The sequence below is a fragment of the Rubrivivax gelatinosus genome (assembly GCF_004340905.1).
Taxonomy (GTDB): domain Bacteria; phylum Pseudomonadota; class Gammaproteobacteria; order Burkholderiales; family Burkholderiaceae_C; genus Rubrivivax; species Rubrivivax gelatinosus.
In genome coordinates, this window is record NZ_SLXD01000013.1 from 159,588 (window position 1) to 185,461 (window position 25,874).

Annotated in this window: 21 protein-coding genes; 11 read left to right on the plus strand and 10 right to left on the minus strand. The window is 72.6% G+C overall.

Annotated features, from left to right (window positions below):
• Nucleotides 1-4: 4 nt before the first annotated feature.
• Nucleotides 5-859: a 23S rRNA (adenine(2030)-N(6))-methyltransferase RlmJ gene (locus tag EV684_RS19380; RefSeq protein WP_132648960.1), complete on the minus strand. Its 855-nt coding sequence runs from the start codon at nucleotides 857-859 to the stop codon at nucleotides 5-7.
• Between the two features lie 61 nt (nucleotides 860-920).
• On the opposite strand from EV684_RS19380, the gene EV684_RS19385 reads away from it, so the two are divergent.
• Both EV684_RS19385 and EV684_RS19390 read left to right on the plus strand, forming a co-directional pair.
• A complete protein-coding gene (locus EV684_RS19385) occupies nucleotides 921-2,021 on the plus strand; it encodes an alkene reductase (RefSeq protein ID WP_132648961.1) in 1,101 nt (366 codons plus the stop codon).
• Complete coding sequence (locus EV684_RS19390) at nucleotides 2,005-3,075, plus strand: AbrB family transcriptional regulator (RefSeq protein WP_132648962.1); 1,071 nt, start codon at nucleotides 2,005-2,007, stop codon at nucleotides 3,073-3,075. The genes EV684_RS19385 and EV684_RS19390 overlap by 17 nt, the downstream gene beginning before the upstream one ends.
• Here EV684_RS19390 and EV684_RS19395 read toward each other — a convergent pair.
• Nucleotides 3,065-3,631: an MOSC domain-containing protein gene (locus EV684_RS19395; RefSeq protein WP_132648964.1), complete on the minus strand. Its 567-nt coding sequence runs from the start codon at nucleotides 3,629-3,631 to the stop codon at nucleotides 3,065-3,067. The two genes, EV684_RS19390 and EV684_RS19395, sit on opposite strands and share 11 nt — an antisense overlap.
• A 217-nt stretch (nucleotides 3,632-3,848) precedes the next feature.
• On the opposite strand from EV684_RS19395, the gene EV684_RS19400 reads away from it, so the two are divergent.
• The 3 genes from EV684_RS19400 to EV684_RS19410 all read left to right on the plus strand — a co-directional run bounded on the left by EV684_RS19400 (nucleotide 3,849) and on the right by EV684_RS19410 (nucleotide 7,081).
• Complete coding sequence (locus EV684_RS19400; RefSeq protein ID WP_132648965.1) at nucleotides 3,849-5,714, plus strand: phosphoenolpyruvate carboxykinase (GTP); 1,866 nt, start codon at nucleotides 3,849-3,851, stop codon at nucleotides 5,712-5,714.
• An 89-nt stretch (nucleotides 5,715-5,803) separates the two neighbouring features.
• Nucleotides 5,804-6,580, plus strand: coding sequence for a metallophosphoesterase (locus EV684_RS19405; protein WP_132648966.1), 777 nt, complete (start codon nucleotides 5,804-5,806; stop codon nucleotides 6,578-6,580).
• A 78-nt stretch (nucleotides 6,581-6,658) separates the two neighbouring features.
• On the plus strand, nucleotides 6,659-7,081 hold the full coding sequence (locus EV684_RS19410; RefSeq protein ID WP_132648967.1) for a universal stress protein: 423 nt from the start codon (nucleotides 6,659-6,661) through the stop codon (nucleotides 7,079-7,081).
• 1 nt (nucleotide 7,082) lies between these two features.
• Here EV684_RS19410 and EV684_RS19415 read toward each other — a convergent pair whose 3' ends face one another.
• Together EV684_RS19415 and EV684_RS19420 are read right to left on the minus strand one after the other, a co-directional pair.
• Complete coding sequence (locus tag EV684_RS19415) at nucleotides 7,083-7,691, minus strand: TetR/AcrR family transcriptional regulator (protein WP_132648969.1); 609 nt, start codon at nucleotides 7,689-7,691, stop codon at nucleotides 7,083-7,085.
• A 39-nt stretch (nucleotides 7,692-7,730) separates the two neighbouring features.
• Nucleotides 7,731-7,934 (minus strand): hypothetical protein, encoded by a 204-nt coding sequence (locus EV684_RS19420; protein WP_132648971.1) that lies wholly within the window; start codon nucleotides 7,932-7,934, stop codon nucleotides 7,731-7,733.
• 168 nt (nucleotides 7,935-8,102) lie between these two features.
• On the opposite strand from EV684_RS19420, the gene EV684_RS19425 reads away from it, so the two are divergent.
• Nucleotides 8,103-9,398 carry an Hsp70 family protein gene (locus EV684_RS19425; RefSeq protein WP_132648973.1) on the plus strand — a complete coding sequence of 432 codons (1,296 nt, stop codon included), beginning with the start codon at nucleotides 8,103-8,105 and terminating at the stop codon, nucleotides 9,396-9,398.
• Nucleotides 9,399-9,519: 121 nt separating this feature from the next.
• Here the strand turns inward: EV684_RS19425 and EV684_RS19430 are convergent, their stop codons facing one another.
• Nucleotides 9,520-10,194: a YecA/YgfB family protein gene (locus tag EV684_RS19430; protein ID WP_132648975.1), complete on the minus strand. Its 675-nt coding sequence runs from the start codon at nucleotides 10,192-10,194 to the stop codon at nucleotides 9,520-9,522.
• Nucleotides 10,195-10,465: 271 nt separating this feature from the next.
• Between EV684_RS19430 and EV684_RS19435 the strand changes: the two genes are divergently transcribed.
• Both EV684_RS19435 and EV684_RS19440 read left to right on the plus strand, forming a co-directional pair.
• On the plus strand, nucleotides 10,466-11,986 hold the full coding sequence (locus EV684_RS19435; protein ID WP_132648976.1) for a CoA-acylating methylmalonate-semialdehyde dehydrogenase: 1,521 nt from the start codon (nucleotides 10,466-10,468) through the stop codon (nucleotides 11,984-11,986).
• Nucleotides 11,983-13,602, plus strand: a complete 1,620-nt coding sequence (locus EV684_RS19440; protein ID WP_132648977.1) for a GGDEF domain-containing protein — start codon at nucleotides 11,983-11,985, stop codon at nucleotides 13,600-13,602. Before EV684_RS19435 ends, EV684_RS19440 begins: the two co-directional genes overlap by 4 nt.
• Here the strand turns inward: EV684_RS19440 and EV684_RS19445 are convergent.
• The 3 genes from EV684_RS19445 to EV684_RS19455 form a co-directional block, all read right to left on the minus strand.
• Entirely contained in the window at nucleotides 13,599-14,339 is a 741-nt protein-coding gene (locus EV684_RS19445; protein WP_242478492.1) for an ABC transporter permease, read from the minus strand. The genes EV684_RS19440 and EV684_RS19445 overlap by 4 nt on opposite strands.
• A 71-nt stretch (nucleotides 14,340-14,410) precedes the next feature.
• Nucleotides 14,411-15,238, minus strand: a complete 828-nt coding sequence (locus tag EV684_RS19450; protein ID WP_132648979.1) for an ABC transporter ATP-binding protein — start codon at nucleotides 15,236-15,238, stop codon at nucleotides 14,411-14,413.
• 41 nt (nucleotides 15,239-15,279) lie between these two features.
• Nucleotides 15,280-16,311 carry an ABC transporter substrate-binding protein gene (locus EV684_RS19455; RefSeq protein ID WP_132648980.1) on the minus strand — a complete coding sequence of 344 codons (1,032 nt, stop codon included), beginning with the start codon at nucleotides 16,309-16,311 and terminating at the stop codon, nucleotides 15,280-15,282.
• A 256-nt stretch (nucleotides 16,312-16,567) separates the two neighbouring features.
• On the opposite strand from EV684_RS19455, the gene trhA reads away from it, so the two are divergent.
• On the plus strand, nucleotides 16,568-17,215 hold the full coding sequence (gene trhA, locus EV684_RS19460) for a PAQR family membrane homeostasis protein TrhA (protein ID WP_132648981.1): 648 nt from the start codon (nucleotides 16,568-16,570) through the stop codon (nucleotides 17,213-17,215).
• A gap of 3 nt (nucleotides 17,216-17,218) precedes the next feature.
• On the opposite strand, the gene EV684_RS19465 is transcribed toward trhA, so the two are convergent.
• Together EV684_RS19465 and EV684_RS19470 are read right to left on the minus strand one after the other, a co-directional pair.
• Complete coding sequence (locus tag EV684_RS19465; RefSeq protein ID WP_132648982.1) at nucleotides 17,219-22,792, minus strand: DUF7379 domain-containing protein; 5,574 nt, start codon at nucleotides 22,790-22,792, stop codon at nucleotides 17,219-17,221.
• Nucleotides 22,793-22,872: 80 nt separating this feature from the next.
• A complete protein-coding gene (locus tag EV684_RS19470) occupies nucleotides 22,873-23,811 on the minus strand; it encodes a septal ring lytic transglycosylase RlpA family protein (protein ID WP_132648983.1) in 939 nt (312 codons plus the stop codon).
• 153 nt (nucleotides 23,812-23,964) lie between these two features.
• Between EV684_RS19470 and EV684_RS19475 the strand changes: the two genes are divergently transcribed.
• A complete protein-coding gene (locus tag EV684_RS19475; protein ID WP_132648984.1) occupies nucleotides 23,965-25,254 on the plus strand; it encodes a solute carrier family 23 protein in 1,290 nt (429 codons plus the stop codon).
• Nucleotides 25,255-25,412: 158 nt separating this feature from the next.
• Nucleotides 25,413-25,769, plus strand: coding sequence for a hypothetical protein (locus tag EV684_RS19480; protein ID WP_207184684.1), 357 nt, complete (start codon nucleotides 25,413-25,415; stop codon nucleotides 25,767-25,769).
• Nucleotides 25,770-25,874: the final 105 nt, after the last annotated feature.

The window sequence follows — 25,874 nt, forward strand, 5'->3', positions numbered from 1 at the left end:
GGTTCTAGGCGTGGGTCGATTTTTCGAGCGCGTGCTGGCCCTGGCCTTCGCCCAGCGTGCGTGCCAGCAGCGGCAGGCACGGCGCCAGCGCCTCGTGCAGCGTGTGCGGCGGGTTGGCGACGAAGACGCTGGAACCCAGCATGCCGAAGCCGCGTGCGTCGGCGCTGGCCACCGTCAGGCGGGCGTTCAGCCAGCCCTTCTTCGCATGCTTGTCGGCGGTGGCCTTCAGCCGCTGCGGCAGCTGGCGCGACTCGAGCAGCTGCAGCTGCGGCAGCCAGATCACGACGACGGCGTCGGCAAAACGCTCCAGCGCCTCGCGCAGCGCGGCCAGCGTGCGCGTGTAGTCGGTCTTGATCTCGTAAGACGGGTCGATCAGCACGACGCCGCGGCGGGTGGTCGGCGGCAGCTGCGACTTCAGCGCCTCGAAGCCGTCCTTCATCGCCACCTGCACGTTCGGCGCGTCGGCCATGAACGAGGCCAGGATGCGGTGGTCGGTCGGGTGCAGCTCGAACAGCCGCAGCTGGTCCTGCGCGCGCAGCAGTTGCAGGGCGATGGCCGGCGAGCCCGGGTACTGCTTCAGCGCGCCGTTGCCGTTGAACGCGCGCACCTGGGCGACGTAGTCGGCGAGTGCCGGCGGCAGGTCAGCGGCGTCGTACAGCCGTTCGATGCCGGCGGCGTATTCGGCCTTCTGGCGCGCGTAGCGGCTTTCGAGCGAATATCCCCCGGCGCCGGCGTGCGTGTCGACGACGCGGAAGCCCTTCTCCTTCTGCGCCATGTGGCGCAGCACGGAGACGAGCACGAGGTGCTTGAGCACGTCGGCATGGTTGCCGGCGTGGAACGCGTGTCGGTAGGCGAGCATGGGGCCGGACTGTGCCATGCCCGGCCTGCAAGGAATGCTGCGCCGCAGTAATCTCGCCGCCATGAGCACCCTCTTCGACCCCATCCGCTACGGCGACATCGCCGCCGGCTCGCGCATCGTCATGGCCCCGCTGACCCGCAACCGCGCCAGCGCCGGTCAGGTTCCCAACGACCTGATGGTCGAGTACTACCGCCAGCGCGCCAACCCGGCCACCGGCGCCGGCCTGATCGTCACCGAGGCGGCGCAGATCTGCCCCGAAGGCCAGGGCTACCTGGACACGCCGGGGATCTACTCGCCCGAGCAGGTCGCCGGCTGGCGCCGCATCGCCGAGGCGATCCACGCCGAAGGCGGCCGCGCCGTGATCCAGCTCTGGCACGTCGGCCGCATCTCGCACGTCTCGCTGCAGCCCGGGGGTGCGGCGCCGGTGTCGTCCACCGCACGCGCGGCCCAGTCCAAGACCTTCACCGCCGACGGCTTCGTCGACTGCTCGGCGCCGCGGGCGCTGCGCAGCGACGAGATCCCCGGCATCGTCGCCGCCTATGTGCATGCCGCGCGCTGCGCCGTCGAGGCCGGCTTCGACGGCGTCGAGGTTCACGCCGCCAATGGCTATCTGATCGAGCAGTTCCTGCGCGACAGCATCAATGACCGCAGCGACGCCTACGGCGGCTCGCCGGAGAACCGCGTGCGCCTGTTCGTCGAAGTGCTGACGGCGGTGGCCGGCGCGATCGGCGGCGGCCGCACCGGCGTGCGCATCTCGCCAGTGACGCCGGTCAACGACGCGGCCCAGGACAGCGACGCGCAATCGCTGTACACGCTGGCGCTGGACCGCGTGGCCGGGCTCGGCCTGGCCTTCGTGCACGTCATCGAAGGCCAGACCGGCGGCGCGCGCGACGTCGCGCCCTTCGACTACGCGGCGCTGCGCCGGCACTTCGCCGGCCCGTGGATCGTCAACAACGGCTACTCGCGCGAACTGGCGCTCGAGGCGGTCTCGTCGGGCGCCGCCGACGCGGTGGCTTTCGGCCGGCCCTTCATCGCCAACCCCGACCTGGGGCTGCGCCTGCGCCGCGGCGCGGCGCTCAATGCGCTGAACGTGCCCAAGCTCTACGGCGGTGGCGCCGAGGGCTACACCGACTACCCGACGCTGGATGCCGCCAGCGCCTGAGGGCGCTGATTCCGCGGCACGGGCGCGGCGCATCGCCGCCACGCTCGTGCTCGCGGTGCTGGCCGCGCTCGGCGCCCAGGCCGTTGCCCTGCCGCTTCCCTGGATGCTGGGGCCGCTGCTGGCCACCGCGGCCTTCGGCGTCGCCGGCCGGCCGGTGGCGGCGTCGCTGCGGCTGCGCAATCTGGGGCTGGCGCTGCTGGGCGTCGCGCTCGGGCTGTACTTCACGCCGCCGGTCGTCGCCCTGATCGGCCGCCTGGCGCCGGCGATCGCCTCCGGCGTCGTCTGGGCGCTGGTGCTGGGCTACGTCTTCTACCGCGTGCTGCTGGCGCGCCACGGCGGCGAGCGGGCGACCTGCTTCTACGCCGCGGCGATCGGCGGCGCCTCGGAGATGGCCTTGCTGGCCGAACGTGCCGGCGGCCGTGTCGACCAGGTCGCGGCGGCGCATTCGCTGCGCGTGCTGCTCGTCGTCACGATCGTGCCGCTGACGCTGCAGGCCGTGGGCGTGCATGGCCTGGACGCGGCGACGACGGCCTCGGCGACGGTGCGGCCGCGGGGCCTGCTGCTGCTGGCCGCCGGCGCCGCGGCGGCGGTCTGGGCGCTGCAGCGGCTGAGGGCACCGAACCCCTGGGTGCTGGGGCCGCTGCTCGCCACCGCGTTGCCGACGGCGCTGGGCGCCGAGCTGTCGGCGCTGCCGCCGGGCGCCAGCGGCTTCGCCCAACTGGTCATCGGCGTCGCGCTGGGCATCCGCTTCACGCCCGAGTTCGCGCACGCTGCGCCGCGCTGGCTGGCCAGCGTCGCCGCCGGCACGCTGGTGATGCTCGTGGTTTCAGCCGGTTTCGCCGCGCTGCTGGCGCGCGCCACCGGCCTGCACCCGGCGACGGCGCTGCTCGCGACGACACCCGGCGGCATCGCCGAGATGGCGATCACGGCCAAGGTGCTGCAGCTCGGCGTGCCGGTCGTGACGGCGTTCCAGGTCGTGCGCTACGTCGCGGTGCTGACGCTGATGCCGGTTCTGTACCGCGCCGAATGCCGGCGCGTCGGCCTCAGGCCCTGACCCGGGCGCGGAAAAGTTCGCGGATGCTCACTTCGCGCGGCCCCGGCACCAGCTTGAAGCTCTGCCCGGCCGCGATCGTGCCGGGCTCGATGACCGCCAGGTAGCTGCCGCAGAAGCCCGACTGCGCCATCAGCTTGGAGGCCTGCGGAAAGCCCATCACCGCGTTGAACTTGAAGCACGGGAAACGCGGCTCGCTGACGGCGAGCACGCAGCCCGGGAAGACGAGGCGGTCGCCGATATACAGGCCGTCCTCGAGCACGCCTTCGAGCGTCAGGTTCTCGCCCATCGCCCCCGGCGGCAGCGAGTCGTCCCATCCCGAGACCTGGGCCTGCGCGCGCACCGTGCGCCAGAACGCGTAGTGCTCGTTCGGATAGGCGTAGACCGCCTTGCCGAGCCCGCCGTGCACCGACAGGTCGGCCTGCTCGTCGCCGGCCAGGCCCAGTGGCTGCACGGCCACCTCGCCGTCGACCGGGCGTTTGTCGATCGCGCTCAGCACCTTGCGCTGGCCGATCAGGCGTTCGTGTGCCGTTCCGACGTTGACGCTGAGCAGCCTCATCGTGAATACCCGCCCCGCGAGACGGTGCCCGGCATCGAACTATTCGGGATTTGCATAGGGATGTCAGTCGACGTGGGTACGAGGCGATTACATTGTTCGCGCACATTCTCATGCCCGGGAGGGCCCCTGGGCGGGCGGCATCCGGTGAACTTCTCCACAAGGGGGAGCTGACCTGATTCCGCCTTTTTTTGACTGTCCGAACAGAACTGGAGTGTCCATGAACCGTCCCGCAACGGAACGCCTGCCGAACGTGCCCGACTACGTGAAGCATGCGCGTCTGGTCGCCTGGGTGGCCGAGATCGCCGCGCTGACCGAGCCCGCCGACATCCACTGGTGCGATGGCTCCGAAGCCGAGTACGACGCGCTGTGCGCGCGCATGGTGGCCTCCGGCACGATGCAGCGCCTGAACCCCGCGAAGCGCCCGAACAGCTACCTCGCCAAGAGCGATCCGGGTGACGTCGCGCGCGTCGAGGACCGCACCTTCATCTGCAGCGAGAAGAAGGAAGACGCCGGCCCGACGAACAACTGGATGGCCCCGGCCGAGATGCGCGTGCTGCTGCAGACCGGCGAGAAGGCGCTCTTCAAGGGCGCGATGAAGGGCCGCACGCTGTACGTGATCCCGTTCTCGATGGGCCCGCTGGGCTCGCACATCGCGCACATCGGCGTCGAACTGAGCGACAGCCCGTACGTGGCCGCCAACATGCGCCTGATGACGCGCATGGGCAAGGCCGTCTACGACGTGCTCGGTGCCGACGGCGAGTTCGTGCCCTGCGTGCACACCGTCGGTGCGCCGCTGGAGGCGGGCCAGCAGGACGTCGCCTGGCCCTGCAACAAGACCAAGTACATCGTGCACTACCCCGAGACGCACGAGATCTGGAGCTATGGCTCGGGCTACGGCGGCAACGCGCTGCTGGGCAAGAAGTGCTTCGCGCTGCGCATCGCCTCGACGATGGGCCGCGCGCAGGGCTGGCTGGCCGAGCACATGACGGTGCTGGGCGTCACCAGCCCCGAAGGCCGCAAGTACCACATCGCCGCCGCCTTCCCGAGCGCCTGCGGCAAGACCAACTTCGCGATGCTGGTGCCGCCCGCCGGCTACGACGGCTGGAAGGTCACGACCATCGGTGACGACATTGCCTGGATCAAGCCGGGCGCCGACGGCCGCCTGTACGCGATCAACCCCGAGGCGGGTTACTTCGGCGTCGCCCCGGGCACGAACTACAAGACGAATCCGAACTGCATGGATTCGATCAAGGGCGACACCATCTTCACCAACGTCGCGCTGACCGACGACGGCGACGTCTGGTGGGAAGGCATGACCGACACCCCGCCGGCGCACCTGATCGACTGGCAAGGCAAGGACTGGACGCCGGCGATCGCCAAGGAGACCGGCGCCAAGGCCGCGCACCCGAACGCGCGCTTCACCGTGTCCTCGATCCACAACCCGGTGCTCGACGCCGACTACGACAACGCCGCCGGCGTGCCGATCGACGCCTTCGTCTTCGGCGGCCGCCGCTCGACCACCGTGCCGCTGGTGACCGAGGCGCGCAACTGGACCGAAGGCGTCTACATGGCCGCGACCATGGGCTCGGAGACGACCGCTGCCGCCGCCGGCGCGCAAGGTGTCGTGCGCCGCGACCCGTTCGCGATGCTGCCGTTCTGCGGCTACAACATGGCCGAGTACTTCCAGCACTGGCTGGACACCGGCGCCAGGCTGCAGGGCCAGGGCGCCAAGCTGCCGCGCATCTACTGCGTCAACTGGTTCCGCAAGGGCGCCGACGGCAAGTTCGTCTGGCCGGGCTACGGCGACAACATGCGTGTGCTGGAGTGGATGCTCAAGCGCGCCGAAGGCCAGGGCGGCGAGCCGGTCGAGAACGTCTTCGGCCTCAGCCCGCGCTACGAGGACCTGCGCTGGGAAGGCCTGGCCTTCACGAAGGAACAGTTCGACAGCGTCATCGGCGTCGACCCGGAAGCCTGGAAGCAGGAGCTCAAGCTGCATGCCGAGCTGTTCAAGCAGCTCGCCGCCGGCCTGCCGGCCGAACTGCCGGCGACGATGGCGCGCATCGAGGAACGCCTCTCGGCCTGATCCCCCGCCGCGGCCGTGCCCGTCACGGCCCGTGAGAGACTGCAACGCCCGGCACCCGCCGGGCGTTTTGTTTTGCTGCACGCGACACGATGAAGATCCAGCTGCTGTCGGACCTGCACCTCGAGAGCGAGGCCTTCGACCCCGAGCCCGCGCCCGGCGCCGAGCTGCTGGTGCTGGCCGGCGATGTTGACGCCGGCTGGACGGCCTACGAACGTTTCGCCGGCTGGCCGGTGCCGGTGCTCGTCGTCGCCGGCAACCACGAGTTCGACGGCCGCGAACTCGACGAGGCCTGGCCGGCGCTGGCCGAGACCTGCGCGCGCCACGGGCTGACACTGCTGGAGCGCGAGACCGCCGTCGTCTCCGCTGCCGACGGGCGCCGCATCCGTTTCGCCGGCACCGTGCGCTGGAACGACTTCGACCTCTTCGGCGCCGCCGAGCGCGAGCGTTCGCAGCGCGCCGCCGCCTATTTCATGCGGCTGATGGACGCCCGCCGTGGCGGCCAGCCTTTCGACGTGCAGGCGGTGCGCACCGAAGCGCTGGCCTGCCGCGCCTGGCTGGAAGCAACGCTGGCCGAGCCGGCGCGCGGGCGCTGGGACGCCTGCGTCGTCGTCACCCATTTCGCGCCCAGCCTGAAGAGTGCCGACCCGCGTTATGGCCGCCAGCCGGCGACGGCCAGCTTCTGCAATGCCGACGACGACCTGATCGCACGCGCCGACCTGTGGCTGCACGGACACCTGCACTGCCGCCACGACTACCTCGTCGAACGCGCCGGCGCCCGGCCGACACGCGTCGTCTGCCAGGCGCGCGGCCTGGCGCACAAAGGCGAGCACGAGGGCCTCGATCCCTTCAGGCTGATCGAGATCTGAGCGCGGCCCTGGGGTGAAGCGTGCCGGCCTGCCGGGGCGGTGCCACACTCGGTGCACCAGAACACGGAGACCCAGCGCATGAAGATCCTCGCCGCCGTCGACGGCAGCCCGTTCACCAAGCGCATGCTGGCCTACCTCGCCGCCCATGACGACTGGTTCGGTGGCCAGCACCAGTACACGATCGTCAACGCCGTCGCGGCGGTGCCGCCGCGCGCCGCCGCCGTGCTCGACAAGGCGGTGCTCAAGGCCCACTACGAGGAAGAGGCGGAAAAGGTCTTCAAGCCGATCCGCGCCTTCTTCGCCAAGCAGGGCCTCAAGGCCGACTTCGTCTACAAGGCCGGCCCGGCGGCCGATGTCGTCGTCGGGCTCACCGAGAAGAACGAATACGACCTCGTCGTGCTCGGCTCGCACGGCCACGGCAGCTTCGCCAACCTGGTGCTCGGCTCGGTCGCGACCAAGGTGCTGGCGCGCTGCAAGACGCCGGCGCTGCTGATCCGCTGACTCAGCTGGCGGCGCGCGGGCGCAGCCCGTTCATGCAGGTCGCGAGCACCCACTCGACGATCTGCTCGTCGCTGTAGCGGCCGCCGGCCTTCAGGTAGGCCGGCACCGGGTCGCAGGCGCGCGCGAAGATCGTGTACAGCGCCACCTCGGGCGGCAGCGCCGGGTCGATGTCGCCGTCGGCCTGGGCCTGCACGATCCACTCGCCCAGGCGGTCGCTGACTTCCATCAGCAGGTCCAGATAGGCGCGGTTGGCCAGCAGCTCGGCGCGCAGCGTTGAGTTCTGCGACGGCAGCGAGGGCATCTCGCCTCCGATCTGCACATGCAGCGCCCAGCGTGTCACCGAGGCCAGCCGGTCGAAGGCCCGGTCGGCATCCTGGCTCTCGACGATGCTGCGCGTCTGCTCGAGCAGACGCACCATCGCCGCGGCGGCCAGCGCCTCCTTGGACGGGAAGTGTTTGTACAGGCTCGCCTTGGCGATGCCGACGTCGGCCGCCACCTCGTCGACCGTCATCAGGTCGAAGCCTTTTTCGGCCAGCAGCCGGTTGACCGAGGCGACGATCGCGTCTTCGCGAACCCTCAGCACCTGTTCGCGAAACGACAGTCTTGCCATGCGGAAATTCTATCGGCGCGACGAGGCGCCTGCCGGGATTCAGGCTGCCGGGTACGGAGCCGGCGCTGCGGCGGGCAGTTGCGGGGCAGGGCAGGGCAGGGCTCGGGCCTCGGCCTCGGCCTGCAGCACGGCTTCTAGGCCGAAGCAGGTGCCGAGGTCGGCCGCGTCGGGGACATCGCGCGGCGCCGCGTCGGCACGCCGGGTCAGGCGGCGCCACCAGCCGGTAGAACGTTGCGCGGTCATCTGCTGTCTCCTGTTGTTGCCCTCTGTTACCAGCATCGGGCCAACGGGCGCCTGGCGGGGCCAGGCGCGTGCGGTGAATGCTCCGCGGCGTGATGGAGTGCACGCCACCGCTGCGGCGGCGTGACGCTCTCACTACAATCCGCGCCCCTTCGGCGAACGGCAACCCCCATGAACCCTGCATCCGGCTTCGCCGCGATCGACTTCGGCACCTCGAACTCGGGAATCGCCCTGCCGACGCACGACGGCGTGCGCCTGGTCGAACTCGAACCCGGCCATCCGACGATGCCGACGGCGGTCTTCTACCGCCTCGACGAGGAGCACCCGGCGGCCGAGCCGACACGGCTGTACGGCCGCGCCGCGATGGCCGCCTACGTCGAAGGCCACGAAGGACGGCTGATGCGCTCGATGAAGAGCCTGCTCGGCTCGTCGCTGCTGGAGCAGGCGACCGACCTGGGCGGCGGCCACGCGGTGCGTTATGTCGACGTCGTCGTCGGCTACCTGCGGCATCTCAGGCGCTGCGCCGAAGCCGCCGCCGGCGCGCCGCTGGCGCGCGTGGTGCTCGGCCGCCCGGTGTTCTTCGTCGACGACGACGCCGAGCGCGACGCCCAGGCCGCCGCGGCGCTGGAGGCTGCGGCGCGCGCCGCCGGTTTCACCGAGATCGCGTTCCAGTACGAGCCGATCGCCGCCGCGCTGGACCACGAGCGCCACGTCGCCGCCGAGGAGCTGGTGCTGGTGGCCGACATCGGCGGCGGCACCTCCGACTTCTCGATCGTGCGGGTCGGCCCCGAACGCCGTGGCCGACCGGACCGGCGCGAGGACATCCTCGCCAACCACGGCGTGCACGTCGCCGGCACCGACTTCGACCGCCGCGTCGAGCTCGAGGCGCTGATGCCGCTGCTGGGCTACCGCAGCCTCGGGCCGTCGGAAGCCGGCCGTCCGCCGCGCGAGGTGCCCAGCCGGGTCTACTTCGACCTCTCGACCTGGCACCTGATCAACACCGTCTACAACGCCGGCCGCGTCGCCGAGCTGCGCCGGCTGAAGAGCTGGTACGCCGACCTGGCGCACCACCGCCGCCTGATGACCGTCGTCGAGCACCGGCTGGGCCATGCGCTGGCCGCCGAGGCCGAACGCGCCAAGATCGAGGTTGCCGGTTCGGGTGCGGCCGAGGTCGACCTGTCGCTCGTGGAGTCGGGGCTGGGCACGACGGTCGGCTCGGCGGCGGTCGCCGCGGCGATCGAGGACGACCTGGAGCGCATCGTCGAAGGCTCGCGCGAGACGCTGCGCCGCGCCGGGGTGGCCGCCGAGGCCGTGGGCACGCTGTACTTCACCGGCGGCTCGACCGGGCTGGATGCGCTGGTCGAGCGCATCGCGGCGGCCTTCCCCGGGGCGCGCCGCGTGCGCGGCGACCGCTTCGCCAGCGTCGCCCAGGGCCTGGGCCTGCACGCGCGCGCGTTCTTCGGCTAGGAGTCGGCGCGGCTTGTGCCGCGCCGACTCCTGGCCTGCGGCTTTACGCACGATTCCCTCCAGCCTCCCTCCGAGAGGGAGGCTCCGGTCAGTCCGACGAGCGGTTCTGCCGCGCGGACTTCTAGGACGCTCGGCGAGTTTTGGTGCCCCGGCGCTGCGCGCCGGCGCGTTTGGCCGCGGGGCGCTTGGCCGCGGGCCCGGGCTTGGCGTCGTCCTGGGGCAGCGGGCGCGAAACGTCGGCGATCAGCATCAGCGCACGCACCAGGTCCTGCACCGCCTCGGCCAGGTCTTCGGCCGGCTCCAGCGTCTCGATGACGGCCACCAGCGCGTCGGCGTCCTCCAGATCGGCGGGGTCGAAGTGGCGGTACAGCAGCGCCAGCGGCTCGACGAGTTCAGGGTCGTCGATCGCCATCAGCGCCGGGAACAGGTCCATCGCGGCGGCGAAGCCCGCCACCCACGGCAGCACGGCCTCGGACGGCGGCGCGTCTTCGTCGAGCTCGAAGATCCAGGGGTCGAACCAGTCGCGTTCGGAGACCGCGGTCTCGATCTCGGCGTGGCGCCGGCGCACCAGCGCGTGCAGCTCGGCGGCCGGATAGGCGCCGGGCAGCGCCCGGCCCTCCAGGTCGGTCACCCAGCGCAGCCACTGCGTCGGCGGCACGGTCTGCGGCTGCAGCACCACGCCGGCGAGAAAGCCGTCGAGGGCCACGGCGTCCAGCGGCTCCAGCGGCGCGGGCACGCGGTCCAGCAGGTTCTGCAGCCGGGTGAGGTCGGCGTCGGTCAGCGGATTGGTGTTCATCGGCAGGAACCCGTCCCCTTGGGTGGGGATGGTCGGTGAAGCGGAGGGCCGCTACATTGCGCGGCCTGAGGAGACGTCGATTGTGGTGCATGCGCCCGCCGTTTCCACAGGTCCCAACGACGTCCTTTTCGAAGGACTTGCGGGGCCCGCCCTCACCGGCGGGCCTTTTTTTTGCTCGCCGACCGGCCATGCGCCGCGCCGTGCCCGCCCGTCACGGCGGCGCACTAGACTGCCGCTCACCTCTCGCCTTCCCGTTCAGGAGCCGTTTCCCATGGGCGCACCCGTTGCCTTCACCGCCACCGCCGACATCGGCCACTGGATCGCCGGCCAGCCCACGCCCGGCACCGGGGCGCGCTCGCAGCCGGTCTACAACCCCGCCACCGGCGCCGTCGCGCGCCGCGTGCTTCTCGCCGAGCCGGCCGACGTCGACGCGGCGGTCGCCGCCGCCGTCGCCGCCCAGCCGGCCTGGGGCCACACGCCGCCGATCCGCCGTGCGCGCGTGATGAACAAGTTCCTCGCGCTGCTCAACGAACACCGCGACGCGCTGGCGGCGATGATCACCGCCGAACACGGCAAGGTCTTCACCGACGCCCAGGGCGAGGTCGCACGCGGCATCGACATCGTCGAGTTCGCCTGCGGCATCCCGCAGCTGCTCAAGGGCGACTACACCGACCAGGTCTCCACCGGCATCGACAACTGGACGCTGCGCCAGCCGCTGGGCGTGGTCGCCGGCATCACGCCGTTCAACTTCCCGGCGATGGTGCCGTGCTGGATGTTCCCGGTGGCGCTGGCCTGCGGCAACGCCTTCATCCTGAAGCCCAGCGAACGCGACCCCAGCGCCAGCCTGTTCATGGCACAGCTGCTGAAGCAAGCCGGGCTGCCCGACGGCGTGTTCTCGGTCGTGCAGGGCGACAAGGTCGCGGTCGACGCGCTGCTCGTGCACCCGGACGTGCGCGCCGTGTCCTTCGTCGGCTCGACGCCGATCGCGCAATACATCTACGAGACCGGCGCGCACCACGGCAAACGCGTGCAGGCGCTGGGCGGCGCCAAGAACCACATGGTCGTGATGCCCGACGCCGACCTGGAGCAGGCCGTCGACGCGCTGATCGGCGCCGGCTACGGCTCGGCCGGCGAACGCTGCATGGCGATCTCGGTGGCGGTGCTGGTCGGCGACATCGCCGAGCGCATCGTGCCCAAGCTGGCCGAACGCGCGCGCACGCTGAAGATCAAGAACGGCATGGAGCTCGACGCCGAGATGGGCCCGATCGTCACGCGCGAGGCGCGCGACCGCATCGAGGGCTACGTCGCCACCGGCGTCGCCGAAGGCGCGACGCTGGTCGTCGACGGCCGCGGCTTCAAGGCGGCGGGCTTCGAGGACGGCTTCTGGACCGGCGGCACGCTGTTCGACCACGTCACGCCGGCGATGCGCATCTACCGCGAGGAGATCTTCGGCCCGGTGCTGGCCTGCGTGCGCGTGAAGGACTTCGCCGAGGCGCTGGCACTCGTCAACGCGCACGAATACGGCAACGGCGTCGCCTGCTTCACCAGCGACGGCGGCGTGGCGCGCGAGTTCGCGCGCGGTGTCGAGGCCGGCATGGTCGGCATCAACGTGCCGATCCCGGTGCCGATGGCCTGGCACGGCTTTGGCGGCTGGAAGCGCAGCCTGTTCGGTGACCTGCACGCCTACGGCGAGGAAGGCGTGCGCTTCTACACCCGCCAGAAGAGCGTGATGCAGCGCTGGCCGGCGAGCATCGCCAAGGGCGCCGAGTTCGTCATGCCGACGGCCAAGTGAACGACGACGACGGCCCCCAGGGGCTGGCCGCGCGGCTGGCCGGGGTGACGCGGCTGCGCGAGGCGGGCGATCTCGCCACCGCACGCGACGCCGCGCGGGCCGTCTTCGCCGACGCCGCGGCCGCCGGCGCCGACGACATCGCGCTGGAGGCCGGCCTGGCCTGTTACGCGCTGGACCTGCGCCTGGGCGACCACGTCGGCATGCTCGACGACGGCGCGCTGCTGCGCCCGCGGCTGGAGGCCAGCGGCCGCCGCCGCGAGCTCGGCGACCTGCTGCGCCGCATGGTGCTGTCGGCCTGCGAGCTGGCGCGTTTCGACCTCGCGCTGACCGTGGCGCACGACAGCTGCGAAGCCGCGCGCGACCAGGCCGACGACCGCGAACTGGCGCTGTCGCTGGCCGCGCTGGGCGCCTGTTTCGAGCGCATGGGCGATGCCTGGCAGGGCGAGCGCCTGATGTCCGAGGCGCTGGAGGTCGCGCTGCGCGTTGACGAACCCTACGTGCGCATGGTCGTGCTGAACAACCTGTGCGCGGTCTGCATCGGGCGCTTCTACCGCATGCGCGGCGTCGACGACGCCGATGCGCTGGCCGCGGTCGAACGTGCCGTCGAGCACGCCCGGGCGGCGCAGGCGATGTTGCCGGCCATGCCCGACCCGCTGTTCGGCGTCTTCGTCGACGGCAACCTCGGCGAGGCGCTGCTGCATGCCGGCCGCCTCGAGGAAGCCGAGCCGCTGCTGCACGAGGCCCTGGCGCGCAGCCAGGCCCAGGGCTTTCACGCCCAGACCTGGCGCATCACCTGCTCGATCGCCGAGCTGGAGATCAAGCACGGGCTGCTGCACGAGGCCCTGGCGCGGCTCGACGCGATCGGCCCGGCGGCCATCGCCGCCCGGCAGCACGCGACGCTGATCCGCCTGCACCAGGCGATCTACCGCGCCGCGCGCGATCTCGGAGACACCTTCCGCGCGCTGCGGGCGCTGGAGGCCCACGAGCGCCTGGAGCGCGAGCGCGCGACGCGCCAGCTGCGCGCCCAGTCCGAACTCTTCGTCACGCGAGCCGAGACCGACCGCGTGCGCCAGGAGGCGCTGGCCGCGCGTGAACACGCCCGGCGCTTCCGCGACGAGGCCCGGCGCGACGCGCTCACCGGCCTGGCCAACCGCCGCGACCTGCAGGAGCAGCTGCCGGCGCGGCTGGTGGCCGCGGCCGCGCAGCAGCGGCCGGTGTCGCTGGCCGTCATCGACCTGGACCACTTCAAACGCATCAACGACCGCCACGGCCATGCGCAGGGCGACCGGGTGCTCGTGTCGATCGCACGCCTGCTGCGCGATGCCCTGCGCCAGAGCGACGTGCTGGCGCGCGTGGGGGGCGAGGAGTTCGTCGTCGTGCTGTTCGACACCTCGCCGGCGGGGGCCTTCGAGGTGCTCGAGCGCCTGCGCCACCGCGTCGAGGCCCACGCCTGGGAGGGCGATGCCGAGGGCCTGGCGGTGACGCTGTCCGTCGGCGTCGCCCACGCGCCGGGCTACGACCTGGTGCCGCTGTTCGAGCGTGCCGATCGTGCGCTCTACCGCGCCAAGGCCGAGGGCCGCAACCGGCTCGTCGTCGCCGAGCCGGCAGGCGCCTAGAGTTTCTCGGTCTCGCCGCTGCGCGGCTGCCAGCGCATCAGCCGGCGCTCGGCGAAGCCGACCACGGCGTCCAGCGCCAGCGCGAAGGCCGTCAGCACGACGATGCCGGCCATCACCGTGTTGATGTCGAAGGTGCCCTCGGCCTGCAGGATCAGGTAGCCCACGCCCTGCGCCGAACCGAGGTACTCGCCGACCACCGCGCCGACGAAGGCCATGCCGACGCTGGTGTGCAGGCTGCTGAACACCCAGCTCGTCGCGCTGGGCAGGTAGACGTGGCGCAGCAACTGCCGGCGGCTGGCGCCCAGCATGCGGGCGTTGGCCAGCACCACCGGGCTCACCTCCTTGACGCCCTGGTAGACGTTGAAGAAGACGATGAAGAACACCAGCGTCACGCCCAGCGCGACCTTGGAGCCCACGCCCAGGCCGAACCAGACGGCGAAGATCGGCGCCAGGATGATGCGAGGCATCGAGTTCAGCGCCTTGACGTAGGGCTCGAGGATGGCCGAGGCCGTCGGCGCCAGCGCCAGCCACATGCCGGTGGCCAGGCCGCTGGCCGCGCCGATGGCGAAGGCCAGCACCGTCTCCAGCAGCGTGATGCCGAGGTGGCGGTAGATGTCGGCGTCGGTGACGAACCAGGCCCAGACCCGTTGCAGCACCTTCAGCGGCTCGCCGAAGAAGAAGGCTGCCTGCTGGTCGTCGGCGAACAGGAAGGGCGGCACCAGCCCGGGCACCGTCATCAGGTGCCAGAAGCCGAACACGGCCGCCAGCAGCGCGAGCTGCGCGGCGCGCAGACCCAGCCCGCGTCCCATCACGCGCCCTCCAGCTGCTGCGCGTAGCCTTTGAGCACTTCCTCGCGCAGCACGTCCCAGATCGCGGCGTGCAGCTCGATGAAACGCGGCGTGGTCTTGATCTCGGCGACGTCGCGCGGGCGCGGGATGTCGATGCTGAACTCGCCGATCGGCCGCGCCGCCGGGCCCGCGGACAGCACGACGACGCGGTCGCTCATCGCGATCGCCTCGTCCAGGTCGTGGGTGATGAACAGCACCGCCTTGCGCTTCTCGGCCCACAGCGCGAGCACCTCGTTTTCCATCAGCTGGCGGGTCTGGATGTCCAGCGCGCTGAACGGCTCGTCCATCAGGATCACGTCGGGGTCCAGCGCCAGCATCTGCGCGAGGCTCACGCGTTTGCGCATGCCGCCGGAGAGCTGGTGCGGGTAGCGGTCGCCGAAGAGCCCCAGGCCGACGCGGCGCAGCCAGGCCTCGGCGATCTCGCGCGCACGCGGCTCGGCGCGGAACTCCAGCCCGGCCATCACGTTGCCCAGCGCGGTGCGCCAGGGCATCAGGCTCTCGGCCTGAAACATGTAGCCGGCGCGTGTGTTCAGGCCCGCCAGCGGCCGGCCGAAGCACTCGACGCTGCCGGTGCTCGGCGCCAGCAGCCCGGCGGCGACGTTGAGCAGCGTGCTCTTGCCGCAGCCGGTGGGGCCGACGACCGAGACGAACTCGCCGGCGCCGACGCCGAGGTCGACGTCGCGCACCGCGGTGTAGCGCTGGCCGGGCGCGTGGCGGCTGACGAAGGTGCAGGAGACGCCGCGCAGCACGAGTGCGGGCGGGCCGGACGGACGGTCGAGGTCGGACATGCGGTTGCCAGAGAGCGCGGCGGCGCGGTGCCGCCGCCGGTTCAGCCCTGCGGGTACTTCGTGTTCGCGCGCCTGACGAAGTCGTTCGTCCAGGCGGCGGGCAGGTCGAACTTCGCGCCCTTGAGCGACTCGTCGATGCTCTGCAGCGCACGCAGCGCGGTCGCCGCGCCGGCCTCGGGGATCGTGCCGTCGGGCGACAGCGCGCCCTTGGCGGCGAGGAAGGCGTCGACGTAGACCGCGCGGTCGCCGAGCTGGTAGCTCTCGGGCACCGCCTTGATGATGTCGCCGGCCCCGGCCTTCTGGATCCACTTGTCGGCGCGCACGATGGCGTTGGCCAGCGCCTGCACGGTGGCCGGGTTGCGGTCCACGAACGCCTGCGGCGCGTACAGGCAGCCGGCCGGCATCGGCCCGCCGAAGAGCCTGTCGGCCTCGGCGACGATGCGGGTGTCCGAGACGATGCGGATCTCGTTGCCGCGGCGCAGCAGCGAGATCACCGGGTCGAGGTTGCTGATCGCGTCGATCTGGCCGGCACGCATCGCCGCCACCGCGCCCTGCGACGCGCCGACGCCGACGATGGACACCTCGCTCGGCTTGAGCCCGGCGCGCGCCAGGAAGTAGTTGACCATCACGTTGGTCGACGAGCCCGGCGCCGTGACGCCGATCTTCCTGCCCTTCAGGTCCGCCGGCGTGCGGTAGCCGGCCATCGTCTTCGGGTTCAGCCCCAGCACCACCTGCGGCGCGCGGCCCTGCAGCACGAAGGCGCGCAGGCGCTGGCCCTTGGCCTGCATGTTGACCGTGTGCTCGAAGGCGCCGGAGACGACGTCCGCACTGCCGCCGATCAGCGCGCGCAGCGCCTGCGCGCCGCCGGCGAAGTCGACGATCGACACGTCCAGGCCCTCGGCCTTGAAGTAGCCCAGCTGCTCGGCCACGGTCAGCGGCAGGTAATACAGCAGGTTCTTGCCGCCGACGGCCAGCGTCAGCTTCGGCTTCTCGAGCGTCTGTGCGCGGACGAACGCCGGCATGGCGATCGCAGTCGCGCCGGCGGCGAGGAGGAGGTGGCGACGGGTGCTCATGCACCGACTCTAGCCCAGGCCCGGCGGGCCGCCTCTGCGTGCGATCCAGGAGTCGTGCCGCGCCTGTCGCCTGCGCGGCAGGGCCGCGATGAGCGATCAGGGCATACCCTTGTGGCCTCCGGGTTGTGGCGCCCAGGCGGCTTTTGCGGATAAATTGGGCTCAACTGTCGGCATCTTCCAGACCTTCTGTTTGATCTGGAGAGGCTTGGTTACCAAATCCCTGGCGCAGCATCGCTGCTGCTGCCGAATACACGTCATGAGCACGATCACTGCCCGCCCCCAGACGCTGGCCGAGGAGATCGCCAACACGATCAGCCACGGCATCGGGTTCCTGCTCGCGGTGGCCTCGCTGCCGATCCTGGTCCTGTTCTCGGGCCAGCACGCCGGCGTGAGGTACGTCGTCGGCGCCAGCGTCTTCTCGGTCACGATGATGGTGCTGTACCTGGCTTCGTCCGTGTACCACGCGCTGCCACCCGGCCGCGTCAAGCAGTGGTTCCAGCGCCTGGACCACGCGGCGATCTTTCTCTTCATCGCCGGCAGCTACACGCCGTTCGCGCTCGGGCCGCTGCACGGGGCCTGGGGCTGGTCGCTGCTGGCCGCGGTGTGGTCGATCGCCATCGTCGGCATCGTCGCCAAGGCCTTCGACCGGCTCGCCCATCCGCTGTGGTCGACCGGGCTGTACGTCGGCATGGGCTGGCTGGTGCTGGTGGCGATCGGGCCGCTGGTCGAACGCATGGCGACCGGCGGGCTGGTGCTGCTGGTGGCCGGCGGCGTGGCCTACACGGGCGGTGCGGTCTTCTACCTGCTCGACAGCCGGATGCGCTTTGCGCACTTCGTCTGGCACCTGTTCGTCATCGCCGGAAGCGTCTGCCACTTCTTTGCCGCGCTGCTGCACGCGGCCTGATCCTCATCGCCCGGCCCAGCCGCGCAGCAGCGCCAGCAGCGCCTCGGCGGCCGCCTGCGCCGGCGCACCGCGGTGCCGCATCCACGGCAGCACGAGGAAGGTGGCCTGGTCGGCCACCGAGCCCCAGTGTTTGACGCCGGGCACCCGGGCGTGCAGGTCCTCGTAACGCGCGCGGATCGCCGGCAGACGCCCGGCCAGCCCCGTGTCCGGGTCGTCGGCGTGGCCCAGCGCCTGCAGCAGCTCCAGCTCGACCAGGCCGGCCGCGGCCCAGAACTCGGGCTGCTCGGCCATGCGCCGCTCCAGTGAATGCCGGATCTCGGCCACCTGCTCGTCGGCCAGCCCGGGCCAGTCGCGCTCGGCGGCGTGCAGCGCGATCTCGGCGGCCAGCCGGTTGCTGCCGGGATAGAACAGCTCGGCACTGCGCTGCTGCCGCGCCAGCGCCTCGGCCTGGGCGTAGGCGGCGTGCATCGCCCGCATCGCCGCCTGTGCGGCCTCCGCGTCTTCGGCCACCCGCTCGAGCATCACGCTGCGTTTGTGTGCCGAACCGACCAGCGACCAGCGTTCGATCGTCGGCTGCAGCGCGACGAGTCGCTGCAGCTGCTCCAGCGCCGCCCCGATCGTGCGCCGGGCCTCGGCCAGCGCCGAGGCGGGCGTGCCGGCGGCCCGCGCCGCCCGCCGCGGGGCTTTCGCAGGCGCCGCCTGGGCGGCTTCGCGGCCGGCGCGTTCGACATCCGCCCAGGCCTGGCGCACGCGCAGGTTGGCCAGCTGTTCGGCCGCGCGCAGCGAAGCGCTGCCGTCGTTGGCCTCCAGCGCGCGTTCGTACCAGCCGATCGCACGCTGGCGCTCGCCGTTTTCGCTCCAGGCCAGGCCGAAGGCCTCGGCGACGGCGCCCATGCCGCCCCACGGCGGCTGGAAGCGTGTCTCCAGCGCCTGCAGCCGCACGCTGCGTGCCGGGGCGTCCTCGGGGCGACCGAACTTCGCGTCGAGCGCGATCTCCTCGAGCGCCAGCGCCAGCCCGACCGGCGACGAGATCTCGTCGGCCTCTCGTGCGCCGGCCTCGGCGGCCGCCTGGGCGTCCGCGGTGGCGGCGCGCCAGCGCCAGTCCGGATCGCCGTAACACTGGTAGGCCGCCCAGGTGTTGCCGCCGACGCGCCAGGCCGCCACGCGCGCCAGCGCGACCGCTTCGATGAAGGGCTGGCCGTCGAGCAGCGCGCGGTACAGCGCCGTCGCGAAGGCTTCCGCTGGCGCGTCCTCGACGGCCCAGCCGGCGGCGATGACGCAGCGCACGCCGATCTCGATCAGCGCCTCGGCCACGGTGGCGGCGAAGTTCACGTGCTCGGCGCGCGGCGTGACCAGCAGCTGCTGGTCGTCGCGCCGCGCCAGGTGGCAGCAGTTGACGAACACCAGCTCGGGCACGGTGCGCATGGCCTTGATCTCGGCGGCTCCGAGCACCGTGCCGCCGGACAGCACGACGCCGCCGGTCCTGCCCGGTTCGCCGTGGCCGGCGATGTGCACGATGCGGTAGCGGCGCTCCAGCAGCGCGTTGACGATGGGCAGCGCCTCGTAGCCGCCTTGCGTCTCGCCGGCAATCAGCGCGTTGACGCGTTGCGCGCCGACGCCGTCGGCGCCGCGCAGCAGCGCCGCGACCGCGGCGGCCTCGCGCCGGGCACCGTCCAGCCGCGCGTAGTTCTTCGGCGCGCACGACGGTTCGCCGACGATCAGCACGTCGTCGTCGGCGCCGGCGTCGACGACCGTCTCTCGCGGCGTGCGGGTGCGCAGCTTGCGCAGCAGCCGGCAGCGGATCGCCCAGGGGCGCGTGTCGGCCCCCGGTTCGTCCGATCGCGGGGTGTCCAGCAGTTCCCATGGAATGCCGGCGGTGGCGGAGTCGACCTCCAGCACCGTGTTCGTCGTGCCGCCGAGGAAGGGTTCGAGTTCCACCGGCACCAGCAGCTGGAACAGCGTGCGCCCGAGTTGCGGGTTGTCGTTGTCGTCGCGGGCGGCACAGGCGACGATCTCGGCGATCAGCTTGCGCTGCGTCTGGCGCGCGCGCAGCTCGCTGCGGGCACGGCTGGAGTCGAGCGTGAAGTCGATGAAACCGTCCTGCGGCGAGGACACGCGGATGAAGTCGTAGTCGGCGCCGCGGTAGGCGTCCAGCGAACGGCGCAGCGCGCCCAGCCCGCTCTCGACCCGTGCGTCGACCTCCAGCATGCCCGGCGACGCGGTCGCGAGCACGCGCAGCCCTCGCCAGGCCTCGGCGGCGCGTTCGAGGAACAGCTCGACCAGCGTCAGGCGCGGCACGCTTGGCCAGCCGACGCGCGCGAGCAGTTCGTTGGCGTCGCGCACGCCCTGCGCGATCGCACGCGCGGCACTGCCCGGCGAGACGCCCAGCCCGCCGCTGCCCAGCAGCGTGGCGGCGATCTCGAAGCCCGCGGCCGGCCCCTGCGCACCCTCGGCCACGCGCTGCGCCCAGGCCAGCACGCCCCGGCGCACGCTGTCGGCGAGTTCGCTGCCGGACAGCCCGCCTTCGGGGCCCAGGCCGACGACGATCACCGCCTCCGGTCGCGGCACCAGCGCGCCGCTGTCGGCCAGCGGCGACGGGTTGAGGAACACCTGGCAGCTGCCCCGCGTGTTCGGATAGAGGCCGACGCCCAGCGCCTGGTGCATCGCGCCGCCGATCATGCGGTCGACCGCACGTTCGGTGCCCTCCAGGCGCAGCGACTCGTAGTGGCCGACGAGCAGCGGCTGGCGCACGAAACACAGGTTGCCGTTGTGCACCGTGACGCGCAGCGGCGTCGAGCGCGCGGCCACCTCTCCGGCGGCCGGCAGCAGGAACACCGAGGCGGCGGCGCCCGCGGGCAGCGCGTCGGCCGCCGAACCGCTGCGTGCCGGGCGGCTGCGCACGTGCTGCGGCGCGGCCGCGCCGCGTGTCGTGGCCGACAAGGGCTTCAGCCGCGTGGTGTCGCCGCGCTGCAGCAGCTCCTCGTAGGCCTCGAAGGCCTCGGGGCGCGAGGGCAGCGCGCCGTGCTCGCAGTCCAGCGTCCAGGTGCGCACGCCGGGCAGCAGCGCCGAGGCCAGCGGCACGCGGCCGTCGCCGCCGTCCACCGCGTCGAGATAGACCAGGCCGTGTTCGCTCCACTCGTAGCCGTCGGGGGTGTAGCGGGCGTGGCCGGTGACCAGCAGCAGGCGGTCGGCCCAGGCCGGCAGCGTCTCGCGCAGCTGGCGGTCCAGCGCCTGGCGCAGCGTGACGGCGCGGTCGAGCACCGCCTGCGTCGGCACGCCCCATTCGTAGGCCGGCACGCGTTGGTCCCAGCCGTCCGAGGGCTGGTGCCAGGCGTTGAAGCGCCGTGCGGCCTCCAGGTCGCGGCGGGCGATGTCCTTCCAGGTCGCGGCCAGGCCCAGGTCGGGCTGCGAGCCGCTCAGGCCGGCCTGCAGCTGCAGGAAACCGGGGAAGCCGGCCATCAGCGTGCGCGCCTGGTGGTCGCGCAGCGGCAGCCCGAAGGCGGCCATCGCGTTGCCGAAGCTGTCGTCGCCGGACAGCACCTGCATCGGCGACCACGAGCCGCCGTTGGGCGTGCCCAGCATCAGCAGGCGCGCGCCCGGGCGTTCCATCAGGCGCTTCCAGACGGCCGGGCACTCCAGCTGCAGCGTGCGCGCCAGCAGCCCGCCCATCGAGTGCGCCAGCAGGCGCACCGGCTGGCCGTTGACGGCACGGGCGTCGAGCGCACGCGTCACGGCCTCGCCCAGCCGCCGCGCCTCGTCCTCCAGCGGGCGGCGCCAGTCGTAGCCGAAGGGCAGCACCTCGTGCGTGCGCTCCAGGTGGCGCACCAGATCGTCGTAGACCGCCGCCACCGGGCCGTCGGGCTCGACGCGGTCGGGCACGTCGGGGGCGTACTTCAGCAGCGGCAGGCCGCCGAGGAAGTGCGGCCCGAGCCAGATGCGGCGGCCGTCGACCTTGAGGTTGCTGCCCAGGATGCCGGGCAGCACGAAGACCGCCGGCAGCTCGCTGTGCGCCGCCGCCCCGCCGCCGCGCAGCCCGCCGGCGTCCTGCCCGGCCCAGGACAGCGGGCCGATCGGCGCGAAGCCCTGCGGCCGCGGCTGGGTCAGGCCCTGGACGACGGCGTCGGCGGTGCGGGCGTTGCGGAAGTAGTCGAAGTGCGTGACCTTGCCGCCGCGGTCGAGCAGGAAGCTCGCGCCGCCCTCGCGCGGCGTGCCGCCGTACATCGAGCGCGTCTGCACGACGATGTCGTTGTCGGTCCAGTAGAAGGCGTCGGCCAGCAGCGTCTTGACCCAGCTGCCCAGCGAGTCGCCCTCCAGGTCGCCGGCGACGACACGCAGCTCGCCGGGGATCGTCGCATCCGACAGGTTGAGCCACTGCACCAGCGGGTTGTCGGGTGTCATCGCCGCCAGGCCCGGCAGCTGCAGCCAGTTCTCGCGCCGCCGCGCGACCTCGCCCAGAAAACCCACCAGCGCGGGCGCCACCGGGATGCGCGCCAGCTCCAGCGCCCACTTCAGCACCGACAGGTAGCCGTCGAGCCGGCGCGACGCGAGCAGCGTGCCGCGCGCCGGGCAGGCCACGCGCACGATGCGCTCGACCGCCACGCGGCGCCCGCGCAGCGCCGTGGCCAGGGCCTGCAGCTCGGGGCGCAGCCGCTCGGCGGCCTCGCCCCAGTCGCCGGCCAGCTGCGCCAGGCGCTCGAAGTCGGCGAGCGCGGCGTCGGGGTCGGCGGCCATGCGCGCCAGCACCTCGGCGACGAGGCCGCCGCGCGAGTGCGTCACCAGGTGCAGGCGCAGCGGCTGGCCCGGGGCGAGCGCCTGCACCAGCGTCAGCGCGTTGGCCACCGGGCTCTCGCCGAGCGTCGGATGGTCCAGCGCGTAGACGCGGCCGGCGTAATGCTCGAACAGCCGCTGCACGCCCTGCGGGTGCTCCTTCCAGAGCTTGGAGAAGGTGCTCTCGGTGTCGACGAAGGTGCCGTGCGCCAGCACCAGCAGCGGCCCGCCGTCGGCGCGTGCGCCGATGCTGCCGGCGGCGCAGGCCGGGCGGTCCTTCAGCGGCGGCAGCGTGCCGGCTTCGAGCGCGTAGACCGCGTTGCCGACCTGGCCGTCGACGTGGCGCGCGACGAGGTCGACCGCGGCGTCGGCCAGCGGCGCCCGCACGAGGTCGGTGAGGATCTCGACCGCGCTGACGAAGGCCGCGCCCGGCGCGGCGGCGCCGCGCGTGGCCGCCGCCGGCGCCTGTCCCGCCCAGGCCAGCGCCGCCGGCACCTCGATCTCGGTGGGCGCGGCGGCGCCGCGTGTGGCACCGGGCTGCCCGGCCTGCGCGAGCAGCAGGTCGCGGGCGTTCTCGGGGTGCAGCACCAGCACCGGGCCGCCGGCCAGGTGCAGCGCGACGGCGTCCTGCCCGATCGTTGCGACCAGCCGCCGCCGATCGGCCCCGGCGCGCACCGTGGCCACGCGCACCGACTCGCGCACCCGCCCCGGCAGTGGCGTCGTTGTCGGCGCCGGCGCGTCCTGGCCGCCGGTGCCGCGCCGGGCCTGGCCCGGCACGATGAAGGTGATGCTGCCGGCGTCGGTGGCCATCGTGATCCTCGGTCTGTCGTCCTCGTGCGGACGAGCATCCCGGAAAGGCCCGGGCCAGACAAGCCGCGGCGTCCGCCGGCCTAGGGGCGACGCTCGACGACCAGCGGCACGATCAGCAGCAGCGCGCGCAGGCGCTCGGCGGCGGCCTGGGCCTCGCCGCGGCTGCCGTAGGGGCCGACCTGCACGCGGTAGGCGACGACGTCGTCGAAGACCGCCACGGCGAGATCGCCGGCGGCGTCGAGCACCTGGCGGCGCAGCGTCGCCGCGCCCTCGGCCTGGCGGAAGGCGCCGAGCTGCAGCCAGAAGCCCGGCGCGGCGTCGGCGGCGGGCGCCGCCGGGCGCGGCGGCGCGTCGCGCGCCGGTGCCCGGGCCTGGGCGTCGGCGACCAGCGACATCAGCGGGTCGGCGGTGTCGGGCGCCGCGGCGGCCAGCGCCGGCTCGGGCGCCGGCACGCTCTCGGGCTGCGGTGCGCCGCGGCGCCACAGGCCGGCGCGGATGTCGTCGTGCGTCAGGCGCCGCACCTCGACCGGCGCGACGCCGGCCAGCAGCCCCAGGCGCAGCGCCGCGGTGTAGCTCAGGTCGATGATGCGCCCGGCGACGAAAGGCCCGCGGTCGTTGACGCGCACCACGACCTCGCGCCCGTTGGCCGGGTTGCGCACGACGGCGTAGCTGGGCAGCGGCAGCGTCTTGTGGGCCGCCGTCATCGCGTACATGTCGTAGGGCTCGCCGCTGGAGGTGGACTTGCCGTGGAAGGCCGTGCCGTACCACGAGGCCAGGCCGCGTTCGCTGTAGGGCAGGTCGGCGTCCATCGGCACGTAGCGCCTGCCGAGCACCTCATAGGGTTTGTTCGGGCCGCCGCGGCGCAGCGGCTCGACACGCGGCACGGCGTCGGGCGTCGAGCCCAGCTCGCCCGGCGGCCGGGCCGGCGCGCCGTCGCGGCCGGGCTTGCTCGCGCAGGCCGCCAGCAGCACGGCGGCGACGACGACGGTGGCACGGCAGGCGTTGCGGGCGGCTGGCATCGGCGGGCACTGTAGCGGCCCCGGGGCGTGCTGCAAACCGGCCCCCCGTCCCCCTCGACCATGCACCCGGCGGTCGCTGTGCCGGCCCTGCCGTGCGCCGCGGGCCTAGACTCCCGCCCGGCCACGAGCCGAGACCACAAGAGAGCAATGCCGATGAGTTCGATCTTCCGCTGGCGCGAAGTGCGCCCCGCCCCCGGTGCCGTCGTCGCCCCCGACGAGCGCCTGCCCTGGCCGCAGACCGCGGCGATGGGCGTGCAGCACGTCATCGCGATGTTCGGCGCCACCGTGCTGGCGCCGATCCTGATGGGCTTCGACCCCAACCTGGCGATCCTGATGAGCGGCATCGGCACGCTGCTGTTCTTCCTGATCACCGGCGGCAAGGTGCCGAGCTACCTGGGCTCGAGCTTCGCGTTCATCGGCGTCGTCATCGCCGCCACCGGCTACGCGGGGCAGGGCGCCAACGGCAACCTGGGCGTGGCGCTGGGCGGCATCATCGCCTGCGGCGCGGTCTACACGCTGATCGGCCTGGTCGTGATGGCCGTGGGCACGCGCTGGATCGAGGCGCTGATGCCGCCGGTCGTCACCGGCTCGGTGGTCGCGGTCATCGGCCTGAACCTGGCCGGCGTGCCGATCAAGAACATGGCGCCGACCTCGTTCGACGCCTGGATGCAGGGCGTGACCTTCGTCTGCGTGGCCGGCGTCGCGGTCTTCACGCGCGGCTTCACGCAGCGCCTGCTGATCCTTGTCGGCCTGATCGTCGCCAGCATCGTCTACGCCGTGCTGACCAACGGCCTGGGCCTGGGCAAGCCGATCGACCTGTCGGGCGTGGCCGGCGCGGCCTGGTTCGGCGCGCCCAACCTGGCCGCGCCGGTGTTCGACAGCAACGCGATGCTGCTGATCGCCCCGGTGGCGATCATCCTCGTCGCCGAGAACCTGGGCCACCTGAAGGCCGTCGGCGCGATGACCGGCCGCGACATGAACCCGATGATGGGCCGCGCCTTCGTCGGCGACGGCGTCGCGACGATGCTCTCCGGCTCGGCCGGCGGCACCGGCGTCACGACCTACGCCGAGAACATCGGCGTGATGGCGGCGACCAAGATCTATTCGACCGCGATGTTCGTCTGCGCAGCGCTGATCGCACTGCTGCTGGGCTTCTCGCCGAAGTTCGGCGCGCTGATCCAGGCCATCCCGCTGGCGGTGATGGGCGGCGTGTCGATCGTCGTCTTCGGCCTCATCGCGGTGGCCGGCGCCAAGATCTGGGTCGACAACAAGGTCGATTTCTCGGACAACCGCAACCTCGTCGTCGCCGCGATCACGCTGGTGCTGGGCACCGGCGACTACACGCTGAAGTTCGGCGGCTTCACGCTCGGCGGCATCGGAACCGCCACCTTCGGCGCGATCCTGCTGTGGGCGCTGCTGGGCCGGCGCGAGGCGCACGGCTGAAGGCTTCACGCCCCGCTCCCGAAGCCCGGCCCTGCCGGGCTTTTTCGTTTCCGGCGCGCAGCGTCTTGCGCGCCTGCGCAGCCGTTTGCGCAGCGGCGCGCGCGCGGCGCGCCGAAATCCCGGCGCCGGGCCGGTCTCCGGCTGGCACGGCCGTTGCGATGACTCCGCTGCCGCTGCCGACACCGGTGGCGAAGCGGGGATACGACGTGTTCATCGACTACGACAGGACGCTGCGCCAGATCGAGGCCGAACTGGCCCGCCTCGGCATCGCACTCGGCATCGACTGGGCCGACGAGTCGCGCGTGCGTGCGCTGGCGCGTGAAGTGCTCGAGCACTGGCGCAGCGGCGGCCGCCCGGCGCGCGTGGAGCGCCAGCAGCTCCCGCGGCGCACGCTCTACGGCCTCGTGGGCCTGCTGGTGCTGACGATGCCCTGCGCGCCCGGCGCCGCGCAGGAGCCCGACACCGTGCGCTCGTCGCTGGCGCGCGCCTTCGAGTCCATCCAGGGCCCCGCCTGATCCCGCGCGCCGCCGCCGCGGCGCCCCTCTCCCGTCCTCGCGTTTCTCCGGCCCGGCATGCCCGGGCTTTTTTTCGCCCCCACGGCCCGCCGCCGGGGGCAGCGC